This is a genomic window from Aeromonas bivalvium (genome assembly GCF_000819765.1).
Lineage (GTDB): Bacteria > Pseudomonadota > Gammaproteobacteria > Enterobacterales > Aeromonadaceae > Aeromonas > Aeromonas bivalvium.
The window spans coordinates 57,476-74,648 of the sequence record NZ_CDBT01000048.1 but is presented as its reverse complement, the minus strand read 5'-3'; the positions used below and the strand labels follow the sequence as shown (position 1 = coordinate 74,648).

Here is a 17,173-nt window from a genome sequence, read left to right as displayed (position 1 = left end):
ACCTATGGGGTCAAATCCACTCTGTTCAATAAAGCTATTCAGGTGTTCGGCTATCTGTTGCTGACGGGCCTCACTCTCGGCAAACAATCTCTCCAATTGGTGAGCTATGCGTTCACTGGCATCCTCGCCCGAGCTTCCCATTCGCTCTACCGCCGCCTGCATTTTTGACAACATCTCGTTCATGCCATTCTGCATACTGGCTTGACCAGCCTGCATGTCTGTAAGCAGTTGCGCGATGACTGTGGCACTTTGCTGAGAAGAGGACTCGCCAGCTCGCCGCATATCGTCCACCAATGCCACAAAGCCTTGCTGCATGGACTGCATTGCAGTTACTGACTGACCGAGCATTTCATGCAAACCGCTGAACTGTTGACCGAAAGATGCATCTAGTTTGCTCATGAAGGCACTCAGTACATCCGTCAATAGATGCTGAACTTGGCCTGACTGATCGCCACTTGCCTGCTTCACTGAACCAGCAATTTTTTCCAAGGGATCTTTAAGACTATCTTCGATGGAGCGACCGATCTGGGTAGCCAAAGATGTGCCAACCTCTTGATAAGAGGTTGAGAGGGTATTGGCCAGTTTGAGATTTTCCTGAACCTGGGTATCAACCAGATTTTGCATCATGGTGCGTAGATCACTGACCAAGCTGTCTTTCAGTTGTCGTGCATTAACTGCACTTTCATTGCTGGCCTTAACCAAGTCAGCTAAATATTCCTCACCCACACCACCCTTGAAGAGTTCATCAATGGACTCGGTCAACTTTTCCAGTAACTGGAGGCAACGTCCCCAACGCCATTTTTCCAATCCAGTCACTACGATGGATGCAAAGATTGCGATCGAAGACCCAACAAAAGCAAAAAGCACGTCATTGAGCAAGCGAGAGACACTTTCGGTAACCTTGGCAGGATCCGACACATCAAAATGCATCAAACCCGACATCAAACCCAGGAAGGTGCCTACGATACCTAACCCTGTCAGTACACCTGGCAGGTGTTTGAAAACCTCGGTGCGGAGAGGCGTCTCTACAATACTAGGCACTGAGAAGAAAGTGGCAGATAGGGAGGTTGCTCGCACAGCAACTAATCGACTCTCTCCCTCAACCAATTCACTCTGTCTGTGCAGAGTGTCAGCGTATTCTTTCCATGCATGATTCATGGCCCGATATTTGGGCTCAGCAAACATGGCTGTAGCCTGTTCTAACTTTTCAGAAGCAGGTAGTTCATGCTGTATTTCTAATCCCTTGCTAGCCTGCTTTAACTTGTTCGCCACCAAAAATGATGGCCCAAGATAAAACACACAAAAAAATGCGGAAAACAAAACTACCAGACAGAACACGATGGTAGGGACAGAGCTGGGCTCAAGGTGCTTAAGCCAGTCGAACAACAAGGTGAAATTCATGCATCACTCCCGATTTTGAAGTGATGCAGTATACCAATTCCAATGAACACTTTTTTAATCGAAATCATGCAATTGGGCCCAATCGACACAAACAACTTAAGAGACTGATTTAAAAGGATTTAATATATTTATCGTTCTTGTGGTCACCCGCTCACGAATACCCCAAACTAGATGATGACCCAATGAACTCCTGAGTGATGATTCGCATTGGGCTGCCATCAACAACCCCCAGACGGAGGCGCAGACTCATGATGACTCATGTAGAGCAATCTCCCCCAACCAGCAATCTATCTGTTCTGGAGTCGCTCGGTCTACCACGTAACTGGCTAGCCGCCCATCAGCACATAGTGTCTGGTGTATCTCCTGAGATCGTCGTCAAACTGAGCAAGCTATTGGGGTCTAATACCCGAACAATTTGCCAGATGATTGGCATTAGCCGAGACACACTGAATCGCCAAATCAAACGGGGCAATCGCTTATCGACAGCTCAGGGAGATCGCGTTTACTGGGCAGCCTTAGCAGTGGACGCAGCCATATCCCTACACCGGGGAGATACTGCTAAAACGATGAGATGGCTCACCCGCTCTGCGTGGGGATTAGGTGGTGAAAAACCGGCCGATGTGATTACTACGCCTATGGGAGCGCAGGCAGTTATCGATCTTGTCGGCCGGATTAGGCATGGCATCCCCTGTTGATTAACAGTTCATACGTGACCATAAAGCACCAACAATAGGCTCATTTGGTGAGCCGATCACCCCGACCAATCGGCTCATTTGATGAGCCGATCACCTCGACCAATCGGCTCACTTGATGAGCCGATCACCTCGACCAACCGACTCACTTGATGAGCCGATGACCTCGACCAATCGACTCATTTGATGAGCCGATCACCTCGACCAATCGGCTCACTTGATGAGCCGATCAACACAACCACTCAAATCGTGGTTAGATAAGCTCTCGATTGCCTTCAATTTTCCCAAATTGATCAGGGTCTGCGGGTTGATAATCATCCGAAAACATATTCATCAACCGATGCTCCTGTCTCAGGTTGGCCAGCGCCCCAAAAAAGCAGCCTTCACATAGGTGTACCTGATATCGTTCACCATCGTGCTGCGAACCATACCCCCAGCGCGCAGCCAGCGTGCCGAACTCCTGCGTACCAATGGTGGTTGTCGTGCTGCTGCCACAGACATCGCAGAGAATATCGACGACTTGGGTGGTGGGGAAGATGGCTTCGACTTTCATGGCAATACTCCTCGTGTTGACCCCTGACAGCCGTGCCGATATCACCGGTGGCCATCAGGGTTTGGGATGCTGGGCTGCGTAAGCAGCGACAAGTCGCACAGCCAGCGCATAGCTGAGCGGTAATCTAGCTTTGTATTTCCTGAGCCAATCCGGTCTGCCAAGCGCTCTCTCCAGCGCGGACAGTGACCTTGCCTCCCCGTCCAACTGTTCGAGTTGGGCCACCAGTGCCCGGTCACGTTGTGCCCAATCCACGGAGGGGTGGTAGACAGACTGTTTGGGAGCGGGCAACTGCTGATACAGCCAGGAGCGATCATGCCGATAGAGCCAGCTGAATGCCGTTCGGCACGCCTGTTCGATGCCACCGCGACTGGCATCGACATGCTGTGCCAGGTATGTCGTCAATGTATCTCGGTGCTCACGCAGCTTACGCACGCTGCCCAGATGCCGCCGCCAATCAGACAACCCCTGATGGCTCTGAATGATGGCTTCGACCGCACCGACTGAGACGCCATGGTAATGGGCGATCTGCTGTCGGCTTACCCCCATGAACGCCTGCCGCCATATTCCCCGCGCCACCGCCGCAGTGATGCGCTGGGCTCGGTGTTCGACGGGGTGGTTGTGTCGCAACGCGAGTTGCTTGATATAACCGACACTGTAACCGGTCTGGCGGGCGACCTGACGCATGGAGAGCGGCTCTGCCAACCACCTTAGCACTGCTCGCTCGACGGCTTGCGCGTCACGCGCTGGCGGCACAGGCAACACCTGCTGCACCTCGATGGAGAAGAACTCCGCTGGGCTGCGACTGACAAACGCCATCAGCATCACATGTTTCAGGTAGTGGTGACTGCGGTCACCGTGCACCAGCCCCGAGACGTATCGATAGTTGGCCAGCCCCGGCGGCACTATTGGCGTTATATCGGCAAACAACCCCTGCCAGAACTCCGTCATGGCCTGCAACAGGGGCTGGCTACGCAGATGGCCTCGGGCCGTCAGATAGCCCTGTTGCCCGAGCCATCGCTGGTACAGCTCCGCTAGCGACTCCGTTGGCGACTGGACGCACAGATACCGATGCAGAGCGGTGATATATGTAGAAAGGTTTATTTCCTGTTCATATGGACGCGATGGTTCACAGGGTATCTCGGGATCCGGTAGAAGCAGTTGCCGATCAATGCCTCCTGCACTGGCCGCCAGAGTTTGCAATCGCAGCGCATGCTTGGTACAGGCCGTGACCCCGTACAGTTGATGCGCCGTATGCCAATATCCACATCCTACGTCCTGTTCATCCTCTCGCAAGCAGGCGGGACACCATTTCAGGCAGACACCGCCAAAAGCCAGCTTGCTGGCCGCTTGTCCTGACAGGGCCATCAGCCCCTGCCCTTCACCCAACATCGCAGATGCCAGGGTGTCGACTTGCAGCTTGTCTCTCAACGTAAGGGCATAAAGCGGGAAACCCGTGCCATGGTGCAGCAGGTATTGTGGATCCACTCCCGCTGCCTGGGCCGTTGCCTCAATATGACCAGGTAATGACGGATGCAGACGAATGGCCGGATGATGGAACAAACGGTCACAGACGCGGTTGCGGTCACTGTAGGCCGACTGCACGAAATACTGCGAGACCCAACTGTAGGCCGACTCACCAGGGATGTACGCCGGGATTACCGAGCCCAACACAAGGTCAGCCCTCAGACCTCAGGAGCCCCATCAGATCGACGCCTGCATGCTGCAACATGAGAAGGTGGACCAAGGGGTGCAACGGATCTCGGGCTGACTGCTCATGGTAGCCCCGTGCATTACGCAGCTGAGGAGGTAATTGCCATCCCTGACCGTCCCCCTCTGAATTGGTGAAATACGCAGTGAGCGCCAGGGGATCACACTGCGCGTCCATCTGCTGAAACCACGCATTGATCGCTTTGATGCTCTTGACCGTGCGCATCGCCTCGCCCGAGATCCCCATAGCCTCTCTCACATAACCTGTGAGCGTTGACAGAGTGAGGCTGCAACCCGACTGGGCCAATGCCAGCGATGCCAACTCGATTTCACGCATCCGCTCGGTAAAATGACCATCGTATCCCCCCATCCAGTGGCCGCAGTGCGGGCAGAGGTTGTCATAGGGAGGAATGGGCAGCGCCGACAACACCATGGCTACAAAACCACAGCCAACACAGCGTCCGGATAGGCCACGTTGATGCCGATGGCAATGAAACACCCCTGGCAATTGATGGTCGCGGTGGTAATAGGGCATGCCCTGAGTATCCTGATCCTCGGCAATACAGTCTGTACACCAACGCCAGTATCGATGCTGTACATTGTTCTGACCGGTCACCCTCAACCGGAGCGGCGTGTGGCCCGTCAACGCAGACATCAACATACCCTGCTCAGGCAGGCTTAAAAACGGGGTAAGATAATGGCCGTAGCCATGTGTCTGCCAGGGCTGCGCTATCCCCTTCGCCCGAAAAATGGCATCGAGGGCCATGTCATCGGCATGAGATAATCGTTGGGGGCGAATAGGTGGACTACCCAGACCCAGCGCTTTTACCGTAGCGGTGAACGTCCCATGGATGCTCAGCACATGCATTCGACCAGCCACGGCTCCCAGATGTTCGCCCGGCAGCAACTCTAAACGATGGAGGATCATTTCGGCTGCGCCTTATCTAGGTTGTAGCCGAGTTGTCCTAACAATACTGACGGCGATAACTGATCCAGTTTTTTACGTTTCTGTACCTCAATCTGCGATGATACGGGTTTGTCGCTCAGCTCGACTTCCCCTTGAATCAGGTTCATGGCGGGCGGCGGAGCTATCTGTGTCATGACATCAGAATGACTCGCCACCGACTCCAGCATCAGCATCGGCTCAAAATCCTCAAATTTGTGGTAATCACCTTTTCTCAGTGCAGTTAACGCCGGGGTCAACACTCTAAATTCACGATTAAAAACTAAGTCCAGCGCGGCTATCGAAAGATCTTGATCCTGAGGTGCCAGGAACGTGAGATAGGCGAGCGTGGCCCTAACCAGGCTACTGGCAATTGCCGGAATGCCCGCACTCAGATAATGAATATGCCTACACAATATATCTACCGATGTTGATTGATTTTTTAGTAATTGAGTCTGGCATAGCAGGCGGATAAAGCGGTTCCAAAATGAGCTATTAGAATCGCAACTCGCCAATAACATAGATCCATTTTTGGTCACTCGCCGACCGATAGTTGTTTCACGCTCAAATAATGCTAGCGTTGCAAATGTTCCTACCAGCATGATCGGCACACCGACTCGGTTGAACAATTCCTCGACGAATTTTATCGACGTTTTTTCATTGATACTTAAAACTTCATTACGGGAGGATTTGGCTAAATTTTGGGCCTCATCAACGACCACCAACCCAACACTATGACCGATAAGGAGTTTGCGCACTATGGTAATTAACTCATTGACAGACCTATTACGGTGTTCATAAGTGTATGCCTGTCCGGTCACCTCATCCAGCGCCTCCAGCATATTTAACAGCAGCGCTTTTTGACCACGACGCTCGTGAATTTCTACATACAGGTACGTTACCTGAGATTGATCAAGCGTATGTTCCTGCCCTTTGTGGTCGGTATAATTGAGATGTTCAATAACTTGATCAAATAGTTTCAGGATGCGTCTTACCATGAATGATTTTCCACGACCACTCAGCCCAACCAACAAATAACTCTGCAACACAGAATAGAGATCCAACCCTGATAAATATGCAACCTGATTGGGATTGGTCTTATCTCTATCGATAGCCGTCAGTATTCGCCGTATATCAGTTCGCAGAGGATTGCGTTTATCATATCCCGCTTCAATCATGCGTCGCATGACATCATATAATCGAAATGCCTCGTCTTGAACGGCATAAACATCGTTCAACTGATCGATCTGAGTGCGGATATAATAGCCATGAAGCGATGCATCAACACCAGTCAAATCAACATTGTTAATAAAAGGAAACTCGCTGACTGCATAAAACTGTTGCATTGTTAACGGCTGACCCAGCGCCTCAATGAATGGGTTGTCTCGATACTGTCGATTAGGATGCATATAATAATTTGGCTGGCTCATTGTTCGTCTTCCTGAAAGGATATTACTGTCGGATCATTCAAATTTTGTTTGGATTGCTGTGGTGCGGGCCGATGGGCTTGCTCCCGGTTGTCGGCCCCAGACAGATCGGCATAAATGGCTTGCATTTCATTATATCGCTGCTGTACAGCCTCAACATGCTTGAGGGTTTTCATCCCTGGCTGAATGCCTTTAGCGTTGGATTTTTTAAGGTGGCGACTTTCTGCTCTAATAGCATCATCACATTGCTTTAAATCCATTTCCAATAATGCACGGGCATCAAATCTACTTTCATCCAGAATAGCCAGTTGTTCTTTGACAATCTCTTGGCGACGCATGACATTTGCCCAAATTTGGTTTTTATAGGCTTCGCTACGATCAGTCAAATCCAGTTGGAGGAGCTCTCCACTTTCGTCATCCCCATACCAGATATGATTGGTACTGATATCGGTGTATCGAACCTTTATTTTGAAACGACCAATATTTTTGGCTCGGTCCAGATAGCCCCTACGCACGATTTCATTACAATTATAATATAGGCCTTTGAAGTACACTCCCTGAGACCTAACTGTTGCCTCTGCTTCCGGCAACAATGCATATCGCAGGCGATCTGTTGACACTCTTGGTTTCAGAATCGCCTGCTCCAGCCCCCAATCCCAAACACTGCGAGATGTAAAAAGCACACCATCTCGCGACATCTCAAAATTATGAGATAGGACTCGCTCCCTATTATTATTGGTAAATATGATACATTTTATCAGTCGAACCATAAACTGTTCATAGGTATACAAAGAATTACGGGACGCATGTTGGTCTTCTTTTTTTGGAGATTTTACAACCTTGCCAGAGTCAAAGGGGATCGCTAGAGACTGAATAATATCAAAACTCTTCTCAACCGTGCCTTTCATATCACCACGATGATATGCATTAAAATTTCCTACAGTGATACCAATTTGACCACGAAGGAGGGAGGTTATATTGCTATCAGTATTCTCTGAACCTCGGTCTAACGTTAATTCACGACAAACTTCTTGGCAGGGCCAATCAGACTCATCTATTTCATAGCCATACTGTCTACAAAATTCGACCTTATTACTCATAGCATTAAACAATGCCTGACTGGCACCGTGCCAACAAGGACTATCAAAACCAACATGAAGCCCCACAATCATTCCACTGAAACTATCGACAACACTATAGATTACAGGTCGTCCTATACTGACTAGTTCATCTTTGCTGTAGGAATATCGAATATATATATCTGCAATAGTACTATCAATTTCGTAGCGCGATGCCGGCCCTCGTAGCCCCGCTCTGGCGAGCCCAGGTTTGCCGGCGAAATCTCGAGAATAATTTATACTGCCCACCCGCTTTTTCAAAAACGTCAACTGATCAACATATTTAGTAAGCTGGCGCTTGAATGATTTGGGAGAAATAAGATAATTTCTGGATAGTAACATTTTGAATGGTTCAGCAATATCCTCGTCCGGGGCTCCCATGGGGCGCAACTCTGCCGAGGCATACTCCATACAAAAATCCAAATACAACCTAGAAAGCTGGACTTCTGTCCCTGAGCGGATTTTCTTGGAGAATAATACTATATTCTTAATGTCTTGTTGGGTAATACCACGGTAAGATTTACCATAAAGCGTTTCGCGCCCTCGTTTTGATGCAAGACAAACTTTCCCCTTTTCAAGCTCCAAGTATGTAGTGGGCAACTGGTGATTTTTGCCACATGCGAAATAATTAGGTAATAGCGCATTGGGCATTCCACCACATCGGAAGTAGCGATTCAACTGACCAGTGACATACTTTTTACTTTTTCCTGAACGATCAATGAGTAGTTTCAAAATCCCGCTTGAGTCACCATATAGATAACGATGCCTCAGTTCGTGATCGCTTATTAGGGGTTCAAGCGCAGCAAGTCCTTCATCACGTTTTTTTATCCAGTTTGGATTTAAGTTATTATCTGCTTCATAGATGATTTTTGGAAAATCATGATCTGCTATATGTCTACGCCCTTGAGAAATATCATTTTCAACTTCGTCAAGCGACAAGGTAAATGGCCGTTTCGGTGAAACGAGTAGCAATTCAGTTACAGCTAGCCGCATTGTATCCCAGCAAATATCAATGATCAGCAACTCGGAACTATTTTTGGTATCAGACACGATCTTTTGGTTAACCCGCATTAGACCTCCGTATTACTGGCAGAGGACGGTATAACTCGATTCGTTGTGTCAAATCGATATTCAAACGACCGGTATAAACCGCGTGCTGGAACAAACACTGCACCTGAAATTTATCAATATTAAGTTCATAGGCTACCTGATGAATTAACATCAGCAGCGTGGATAAAGGGGTTGCTATCATGTGGTGCCTAAACCGAACAATAACATTGGCATAAAATTCTGCCGAAACCTGAATCAGTTCAGCCTCATCAAAACATTCTCGTAGAAACTCTAAATTGTAAATAATGGTGGCGTCAAAACTCTTCTCTGTTATCAACACATGATCAATATTTTGAGTACGCCAATACTCAAGGGAAATTCGCTCTTTTGCCAATGTACGATTAACAACACGGGGGGATGTTATTTCTGGATCCAGCGCATCAGAATATTTGAAGCTATATGGACTCAATATATGCTTCCCTGCCTCCGTTTGCCGAATAATGACAAAATCCTGAGTCATAGTTTTGGCTGGGATGCGGCCACCATGATTACCTCGTTCTTTATAATTACCTGGATGGACAACGTTCAGAGAGGCAGCAATTTCTAGAGTTTGATGCAGTGGTAACGGATACTGTTCGAGAATGTCGATAACAGTTGGATCGCGTTCGAAATAGAAAAATGGTGCCCTCTCGCCACGACTCAGCAGATGATGCTCACGTCTCGTTTTGTGACTATACACAATCTGCCCCTGACCATAGGTATGGGACTGCCGCACCGTGACCCAGGGGCGATACCCCGAAGCTTTGATGTCTCGGTTATACCGTGCTGTTTTTGCGATCTCCGCATCGGTGACGATGGGCTGCTGAACCGTTTTTTGCTGCATGACTACTCCTACCTGACCTGCATACAACCTAGTAACTGGGCAGGGGGTCGTCAACCGCAATAGTGCACGTAAGGCGTTGTTTTTACTTATTTATTTTTATAAATAATAACTATCGACGCTATCATGGCAAAAATGCCACACTCAACAAAATTTCATTTTTTATATTAAAAAACATATAGTTATAAAAAATCACATAAGCATACATAATCACGAATATTTATTTTTATAAATAATAAGTAAATGTTTTTTATTCCTTTTTTGACATAAGAGGGTGGCGGATATAGAACATTATTCTGAAGCGATTGATGATTCCGCTCAGAAAAAATGTCCGTTTTTGGCTACAAAAGGCTCCATGCAAAGAGCAATCAATGCATCCACACCAAAAAATTCAGCTCGGCAAGGGTGGCCTGCCGGGCTGTGGGTGACTGACGAGCTGATAACTCACGTCAACAAGCGGTTAGCCATGCCATCCAGCTTCGCTTTGGTCTTTTCCCAACCGGGCATCACCTGACCCATCAGCCGGTAAAAGTGCTCGCTGTGGTTGTGCTCGGCAATATGGCAGAGCTCGTGCAGGATCACGTAATCGATACACTCGCGGGACGCTTTGACCAAATGCGGGTTGAGCGTGATCCGGCCATTGGGGGAACAACTGCCCCACTGGGTCTGCATGGTCAGGATGCGCAGTGGCGGACGCTCGGTGACCCAGATGGCCTGCTCGAGCATGGCATTGAGTCGTCTGGCAAACACCTCCCTGGCACGAGCCTTGTACCAGTCAGCGAGCAGTGCCTGGACTTTCTCGGCTCTCTTTGCGCTATCAGTGACTAGGCTCCTGACCGACACCTCCAGTTTGCCACGCAGCATTTTGACCCCCTGCACCGAATCAGGGGCTTCGAACACCTTGAGCAGGTACTGTTTGCCTAGGTAATAGTGGCTCTCACCGCTGATGTACTGGCGCGGGGTGACGTGTTCCAACTGCTCACGAAAATCGCGTAACTGCTGGTAGATCCAGCGTCCGCGCTGCTTGACCGCTGCGATAACCGCATCATCAGCCGCCTCACGCGGGGCCGAGACCACGACGCGGCAATCGGGATGCACCTTGATAAGCACCTTGCCGCTAGCCTGTCTCCGTTGTACCCGCTCGAAGGCGATCCGCTCATCGCCGTAGCGAAAGCTAAAGGATGGAGCTGGAGCCTGGGGCTGAGCATCGCCCTTGACCCGAATAGGCACATTCATCTGATCAGACTCCGCTCAAGCCGACTCGGGTGATCTGCACCACCATCTCGACGATCTTCTTGGCCTGCTCCATACCACTGCCGATTGCTTTGCACTCCTGGAACATGCGTGGCAGCAACTGCTTGCGAATACCCGCCTCGATGTTCTGCGGGTTGATGGAGTGCTCGGCCACCGACGCATCCACGACCGTATCGATCTCGAAGGCCAGCTTTATCCACTTCTCCTGTACCTGGCTGTCGGTGATGGCGAACACCTCAGGCAGCACCTTCTTGAACACCCCAAAGTAGGCCTGAGCGTGGCGATGCCCAGCAAAAGCGTCAGGAATGTCACTCAGGCGGCGCTCATGCACCTGCTCTTCGAACTCACGAAACAGCATGTACTGCTTGAGCGGGTGCTCGAACAGCTTCTCGGCATCAAGGATGGCCTGGCGCAGCAGCTTGGAGAAGGCTTCCTGGGCGTAAGGGTCGTCGCGTAGCTCCTGCTCAATCATGCGGGTGACCCGAGTCTTGATGATGTCGGTCTCGTTACGGGTCTTGTTCTCGTTCCACTCTTCTGGCTGTTTTTGGCCCATCTTGCCGACTTCATAGAAGCCACCCGGCTCTTTGACCTCTACACCGACCACATGCTTATCCAACAGCTTCTTCACCTGCTCGGCATATTCGTCGTAGTCAATCTTCTCACCTGCATCCTGCTGCACCAGTTGGCGCAGGCTGGAGAGCTGTTTCACAGTCTCCTTGTAGTGGCGACGATCCGCCTCGCTAAAGGCGCTGTCCTCGAAGAAGGAAGCTGACTGCAACGCCACTTTCAGGCAACTGGCAAACGCCGTGAGCGCCTCGTAGAAGTCTTCGCGCACCTTGAGGTTCACATCCACCAGTTCGCCGTCCAGTTCCTCCATCTTGGGCACCAGCACTTGGCGCAATTGCTCGATATCCTGCTTGTTCTTTACCCCGGCGAAGATACCCCACAGGGCCTGATAGAGCTGTGGCAGCCGCTTGTACTCGGTGCCCATCTGGTTGTAGAGGCCTTTGAGGTCGTCAACGTCATAGCCGCCCTGGGTGCGGGAAGCGAGATCCTGATACTTACCGATGGTGGTATCCAGCTCGGATAAGATGCCGCGATAGTCGATAAGCAGGCCGAACTGCTTCTTTGGGTGCAGCCGGTTGACCCGTGCAATCGCCTGGATCAGGTTGTGCTCTTTGAGTGGCTTGTCGATATAGAGCACTGTGTTCTTTGGTTCATCGAAGCCGGTCAACAGCTTGTCCACCACGACCAGCAACTTGAGGGGATCATTCTCATCAGCAAAGCGTTCGATAAGCGCTTTGGAATACACCTGCTCATCCTGAGTGCCAACATTCTCCTTCCACCACTGGGTAACCAGCGGTGCGGTTGATTCATCGACCTCGGTGTTGCCTTCACGGCTATCGGGCGGACTCATCACTACCGCCGACTCGAACAGCCCCGCCTCGTCGAGGTATTTTTTATAGAGCACCGCCGAGGCCTTGCTATCGCAGGCCAGCTGGCCCTTAAGCCCCTCATCGATGTTGGTGGCAAAGTGGTTGGCGATGTCGAATGCGATTAGCTTGAGGCGATCCTCCGCGCTGTAGATCTCGCCCTTGCGGGCAAATTTGCGTTTCAGATCGGCCTGCTGCTGCTCGTTTAACCCCAGGGTGATACGCTCAAACCAGCTGTCGATAGCCCGCTCGTTGACCTCCAGATCGGGGATGCGCTCCTCATAGAGCAGCGGCGTCACCGTCTTGTCCTCAACCGCCCGCTGCATGGTGTAGGCATGGACGATGGGACCGAACTTGTTGGTGGTCTTGTCATCCTTGAGCAGCGGTGTGCCGGTAAAGGCGACAAAGGCGGCATTGGGCAGCACCTGCTTCATGCGGATATGGTTCTCGCCCCCCTGGCTGCGGTGGCCCTCATCGATCAACACGATGAGATCCGGGCTCTTGTTGATGCACTCAGGCAACTTGGTGGCTGAGTTGAACTTCTGAATAAGCGAGAAGATGATCCGCTCGCTGCCCTTACCGATCTGCTCGGCCAACCGCTTGCCCGAAGTGGCCATGGCCGCTTCTTTATCTTTCTTGCCCGCGAGTTCACCGCTGGAGGCAAAGGTCTTGCTGAGCTGGCTCTCCAGATCCACCCGGTCGGTCACCACCAACAGGCGACACTGTTTCAAACTGTCGTGCAGGATCAGCGCCTTGCTGAGGAACACCATGGTGAACGACTTGCCCGAACCAGTGGTGTGCCAGATCACCCCACCTTCTCTCCCGCCATCTGGGCGTTTCTGGTTGATACGCTCGATTAACCGCTTGATGCCAAACACCTGCTGGTAGCGGGCGACTATCTTGCCCGCCTTCTTGTCAAACAGGGTGAACAGCCGGGTCATCTCCAGCAGCCGATCCGGGGAGAGCAGGCTGATGAGCAGCCGATCCTGACCACTGACGGCCAGTTCGCCCGCCGCAACCAGAGACTGATACCAGTCCAGATCGGCGGCGGGTCGGTGGCTAAACAGGGCTGAGAGTTGCTCGGATGAGAGCGGCTGATTCTTGATGGCCGTCATCTCGCCATCACCGATGTCCTCCTCACGCCAGGCGGCCCAGAACTTCTCTGGCGTACCACAGGTGCCATATCGCCCTTCGATGCCATTGATGGAGAGCAGTAACTGACTGTAGGCAAACAGCAGCGGGATCTCGTCCGGGCGCTGGTTACGCAGGCTCTGGGAGATCCCCTCCTTGATGGTCGGCCCTTTCTTGGCATTGCCATCTGGGCGCTTGGCCTCGATCACCACCAGGGGAATACCGTTCACAAAACACACTATGTCGGGCCTGCGACTTTCCACGCCACCAGAGCGGGTAACGGTAAACTCTTCGGTAAACACAAAGCTGTTGTTAGCCGGGTTTTGCCAGTCAATAAGCGCAACCGTCGGGCTGGCTTTTTTGCCATCGACAAACTCAGTGACCGAAATGCCATACAGCAAATGGTTGTACAGACGCTCATTAGCAGTCAACAAACCTTCGTTTAGTGCAGGGCTGCATACCTCGGCAATCAGGTTGTCGATAGCCTTTTCAGACAGCGGGTAGCTTTTACCGGCAAAGGTGAAAGTACGCTTTTGAAGCTCACCACGCAGCACATTGCGTAAAACCACTTCATCAGCTTTACCACCACGGGCTGCTAACGCGAGTGCAGGGGAGAGGAACGACCACCCCAGATTGGTCAATAACGTCAGCGCCGGTAACTTGGCACTGTATTCTTCCTGAAATTTAGGTGTGTATCGTGTCATTCGTTATCTCTTCAACCCCCGATACCCGAGATGCAGCTTCGGGTTATGGTTTTATTCTGTTTTGTCGGCGCATGTTTTCTACAGCCAATGCAAAATCGGCATTGGTAACGTCTTCTTGCCAACGAGACCAGAAATCTATTGTTGCACTCAATGGCTTTTCAGTAGGAGGATCAATTTTTATTCTACTCGGCAGCAGTACCGAGTCTCCTACAACCATGGCTTCCCCAACATCCATGATGGGTAATGCTTCTAAGAGGCTTTCCAGGCTTTCAGGCAGCAATTTTCTAACCGTTGCTTGGTCATCCGCGTTCGTTAAACGCAGTGAAATGATGTTGTTACACTGGCTGAGAATGGTGGCGCTTACATCTGAAGGTCGTTGACTCACAATCATGAGTGCAACGCCATATTTGCGACCTTCTTTAGCTATCTTCTCAAATGCTTCGACCGCTCTACGTTCAACTGGGTTGCCTTCTTTTCTTGGCAGATATAGGTGAGCTTCGTCACAGACAAAAGCAACTGGTCTGCGACTATTCGGATCAGTCCAGAATTGAATTTGATAGATAATGCGAGCAACCAGGCCAATGATAACTGGCAGTATGTCAGCAGGAACCTCTGAGAAGTCGATTACTTTAATACTTTGCTTTTGATTGCCAAAACCCATCAATTTTTCAGCAATCATACTCAACGAATCGTATTGGTTGTATTTATCCGGGCTATTGAATAAAAATCCATAGCGTCGGTCATTCAAGCGGCTGGCCATTCGAACTAACAATCTAGAAAATTCGCCATTGAATGGGCCGTTTTTAGGGCCTCTTGAACCATCAACCTTCTCTTCGTTTAGATATTTAAGCTTCCCAATAACTTCATTTAAGGAGTATGGAATCGGGCTGTCTAGTGTAAAAGACTGCAACAGATCGGTTCGATCATTCGCTTTCAGGAACGCCTTTTTTTGCTCTGTAATTGCATCTTGCACAACCACCACTTGGTTATGTGCGCTGAATTCGCTGCGATCAACAAATAATGATTGAATCTCTTCCGAATTGAGCAACCAATACGGCAGAAAGAGCAGTGAGTTATCATCTACGTCAACTTCATCCGGCCCTGGTACTCTCAATTGTTTAGCATAAGAAAGTTTCTTGTACTCACCATGCAGGTCGAATACAACAAGGTTTGAAGATGGTAGCTGTGAGCTTCTTTCCAGAATAGAAGCAACCGTCCATGATTTACCTGATCCGGTACTGCCAAGTAAAGCGGCATGTCGTTGGAACAACTTATTGCCATCAACATAAGCGCGTGCGTTTTCATTAAGCTTATAAGAGCCCAGTTCCAGTGAGTGCTCTCCATCGCCACATTCAGAAATCACACGCATGAACTCTTCTAGGTGAGCATCTTTAAGTACGTAACAGGTTGAGTCTATTTCAGGGACGTGATCAAGAGATCGTGAAAACTTATATTTGTGAACAATTGCATCCCAGCGGGCTGCCCCCATCAACGTAATCTTAACTGTATTGACTACACTATCCTCAAAAGCATCTACCTCGTCAGCATCATCTTCTGGCACTTCCAGAGTAAGCGGCTGAGTGACTACCGCTTTAATGACCTTATCAATCATGCCAATCAGCCAACATTCAGATGCACCGCTGAGTTGCACGGTTACAAGCTGTCCAACTCTGGCTTTACGTAGATCTTTGTCACTATTTACCAGAATGGTTACTTTTCGGGTGTCAACTTCACGGATGTTGCCAAGTGTGTAGCTGTCATCATTGAAAGTAAAAAGTGCCATATTACCCTCCTAAAAATTCGTTGGTAAAAGCGTCAAAACGCCATAACTCCTTGTCATCTACATGTAGCCAGTTTTCAAACTTTGAGTTGTAGATTCTGCTTTTATCTGAGTCAATCCGTTTACAGATAAGCCACATATTCGGACATTTACGTAGCCACTCTTCAATTCTTGGATTCGAATCACGAGTAATTACTAATGCACGGCACTGGTCTTGCTCAAGCTTTTGCCTAAATGCGTTGTTAACAAGCTGAGAATCATTAAAGCCAAATCCCAAAAATAGAAAGCTAGTATGGTTTCCGACAGCTGTGTCGTATTCAGCTAGCTGCGCTCTGTCCTTATGTAATCGTTGGTACTTGGCCGTACCGGGAGTGATCATGGCTCGCAAGACACCTTCAGGTTTGTTGAGTATCCAGCTGTTGCACTCAATAAGCTGAGCTTCCCATTCAAATGTATTCAGTGAACCGTGGGGTTTGTGTAGTCGAACATGCTTGCATTCAACAATTCTTAATTGTGGCCTTGTCTTACCAAGACCTTTCTGAATAGATTGAACTGACTTTTTCGCTTCGTTCCAGTCGTAGCGCCGAAGGAATCCACCGTGAAATCCGGTAATGTAGGGAATCTTGTGTCGAACCAAGGAGTATTCAGCCAGTAAATCGTAATTTGGTGTAGCAATATGAAGTTGTTTATCAGCCTGCGGTAAAGCTTCAACCAGCTTTTTCAACAGCGAGCCAGCTGGCCATTCGTATGAGCCAGACATGATTGAATGAGCGTAAGCGTTGTCGTGGCTCGCAACAAGGCTGGCAGTAAGTTCGACTATTCGATTGGTCAAAGCCTCATCTTTGATGAAGTCCATTGCGGATTCAAAATCATGAGTATCGGCATCAAGAACAGAGACAACTTGTTGCCATTGCTGTGCTTGTACTTCGGTCATTCCAAAGGCCAGTTCAGCTCGAAGGTGGCGCTCAAGGGCTGGCATCCCAAAATTCAAATCAAGTGCACATGATGTTCCTGTACCAAATAATACAAACGGCTTGTCTGTAAAAAACTCAGTAATCGCTTGATATGCAACGTCCTTTGTTAACTCCACGCTTACCCCC

General features: G+C 49.8%; 12 protein-coding genes. 1 reads left to right on the top strand and 11 read right to left on the bottom strand.

The window, feature by feature from the left end; genetic code table 11:
* The coding region (gene zorA, locus BN1119_RS14635; protein ID WP_041999459.1) for an anti-phage ZorAB system protein ZorA at positions 1-1,401 on the bottom strand (1,401 nt) is incomplete at its 3' end.
* A gap of 197 nt (positions 1,402-1,598) precedes the next feature.
* Between zorA and BN1119_RS20180 the strand changes: the two genes are divergently transcribed.
* Entirely contained in the window at positions 1,599-2,096 is a 498-nt protein-coding gene (locus tag BN1119_RS20180; RefSeq protein ID WP_333563458.1) for an antitoxin Xre/MbcA/ParS toxin-binding domain-containing protein, read from the top strand.
* A 250-nt stretch (positions 2,097-2,346) separates the two neighbouring features.
* Here the strand turns inward: BN1119_RS20180 and BN1119_RS14630 are convergent, their stop codons facing one another.
* The 10 genes from BN1119_RS14630 to BN1119_RS20165 all read right to left on the bottom strand — a co-directional run bounded on the left by BN1119_RS14630 (position 2,347) and on the right by BN1119_RS20165 (position 17,163).
* Complete coding sequence (locus tag BN1119_RS14630) at positions 2,347-2,646, bottom strand: hypothetical protein (protein ID WP_024946124.1); 300 nt, start codon at positions 2,644-2,646, stop codon at positions 2,347-2,349.
* A gap of 54 nt (positions 2,647-2,700) precedes the next feature.
* Entirely contained in the window at positions 2,701-4,317 is a 1,617-nt protein-coding gene (locus BN1119_RS14625; RefSeq protein WP_041999456.1) for a TnsD family Tn7-like transposition protein, read from the bottom strand.
* Positions 4,318-4,321: 4 nt separating this feature from the next.
* The gene (locus BN1119_RS14620) at positions 4,322-5,281 is read right to left on the bottom strand and encodes a TniQ family protein (RefSeq protein WP_024946122.1); all 960 of its coding nucleotides are present in this window, start codon (positions 5,279-5,281) and stop codon (positions 4,322-4,324) included.
* Positions 5,278-6,726, bottom strand: a complete 1,449-nt coding sequence (locus tag BN1119_RS14615) for an ATP-binding protein (RefSeq protein ID WP_041999445.1) — start codon at positions 6,724-6,726, stop codon at positions 5,278-5,280. Before BN1119_RS14615 ends, BN1119_RS14620 begins: the two co-directional genes overlap by 4 nt.
* The gene (locus tag BN1119_RS20175) at positions 6,723-8,891 is read right to left on the bottom strand and encodes a transposase (protein WP_238156149.1); all 2,169 of its coding nucleotides are present in this window, start codon (positions 8,889-8,891) and stop codon (positions 6,723-6,725) included. The genes BN1119_RS14615 and BN1119_RS20175 overlap by 4 nt, the downstream gene beginning before the upstream one ends.
* Positions 8,892-8,901: 10 nt before the next feature.
* Positions 8,902-9,774, bottom strand: a complete 873-nt coding sequence (locus BN1119_RS14600; protein WP_041999436.1) for a TnsA endonuclease N-terminal domain-containing protein — start codon at positions 9,772-9,774, stop codon at positions 8,902-8,904.
* Between the two features lie 441 nt (positions 9,775-10,215).
* Positions 10,216-11,007 (bottom strand): M48 family metallopeptidase, encoded by a 792-nt coding sequence (locus BN1119_RS14595; RefSeq protein WP_041999433.1) that lies wholly within the window; start codon positions 11,005-11,007, stop codon positions 10,216-10,218.
* Between the two features lie 4 nt (positions 11,008-11,011).
* A complete protein-coding gene (locus tag BN1119_RS14590; protein WP_041999430.1) occupies positions 11,012-14,293 on the bottom strand; it encodes a type I restriction endonuclease subunit R in 3,282 nt (1,093 codons plus the stop codon).
* Between the two features lie 43 nt (positions 14,294-14,336).
* Positions 14,337-16,076 carry an ATP-binding protein gene (locus tag BN1119_RS20170; protein WP_084205488.1) on the bottom strand — a complete coding sequence of 580 codons (1,740 nt, stop codon included), beginning with the start codon at positions 16,074-16,076 and terminating at the stop codon, positions 14,337-14,339.
* Position 16,077: 1 nt separating this feature from the next.
* Complete coding sequence (locus BN1119_RS20165) at positions 16,078-17,163, bottom strand: SIR2 family protein (protein WP_157438669.1); 1,086 nt, start codon at positions 17,161-17,163, stop codon at positions 16,078-16,080.
* Positions 17,164-17,173: the final 10 nt, after the last annotated feature.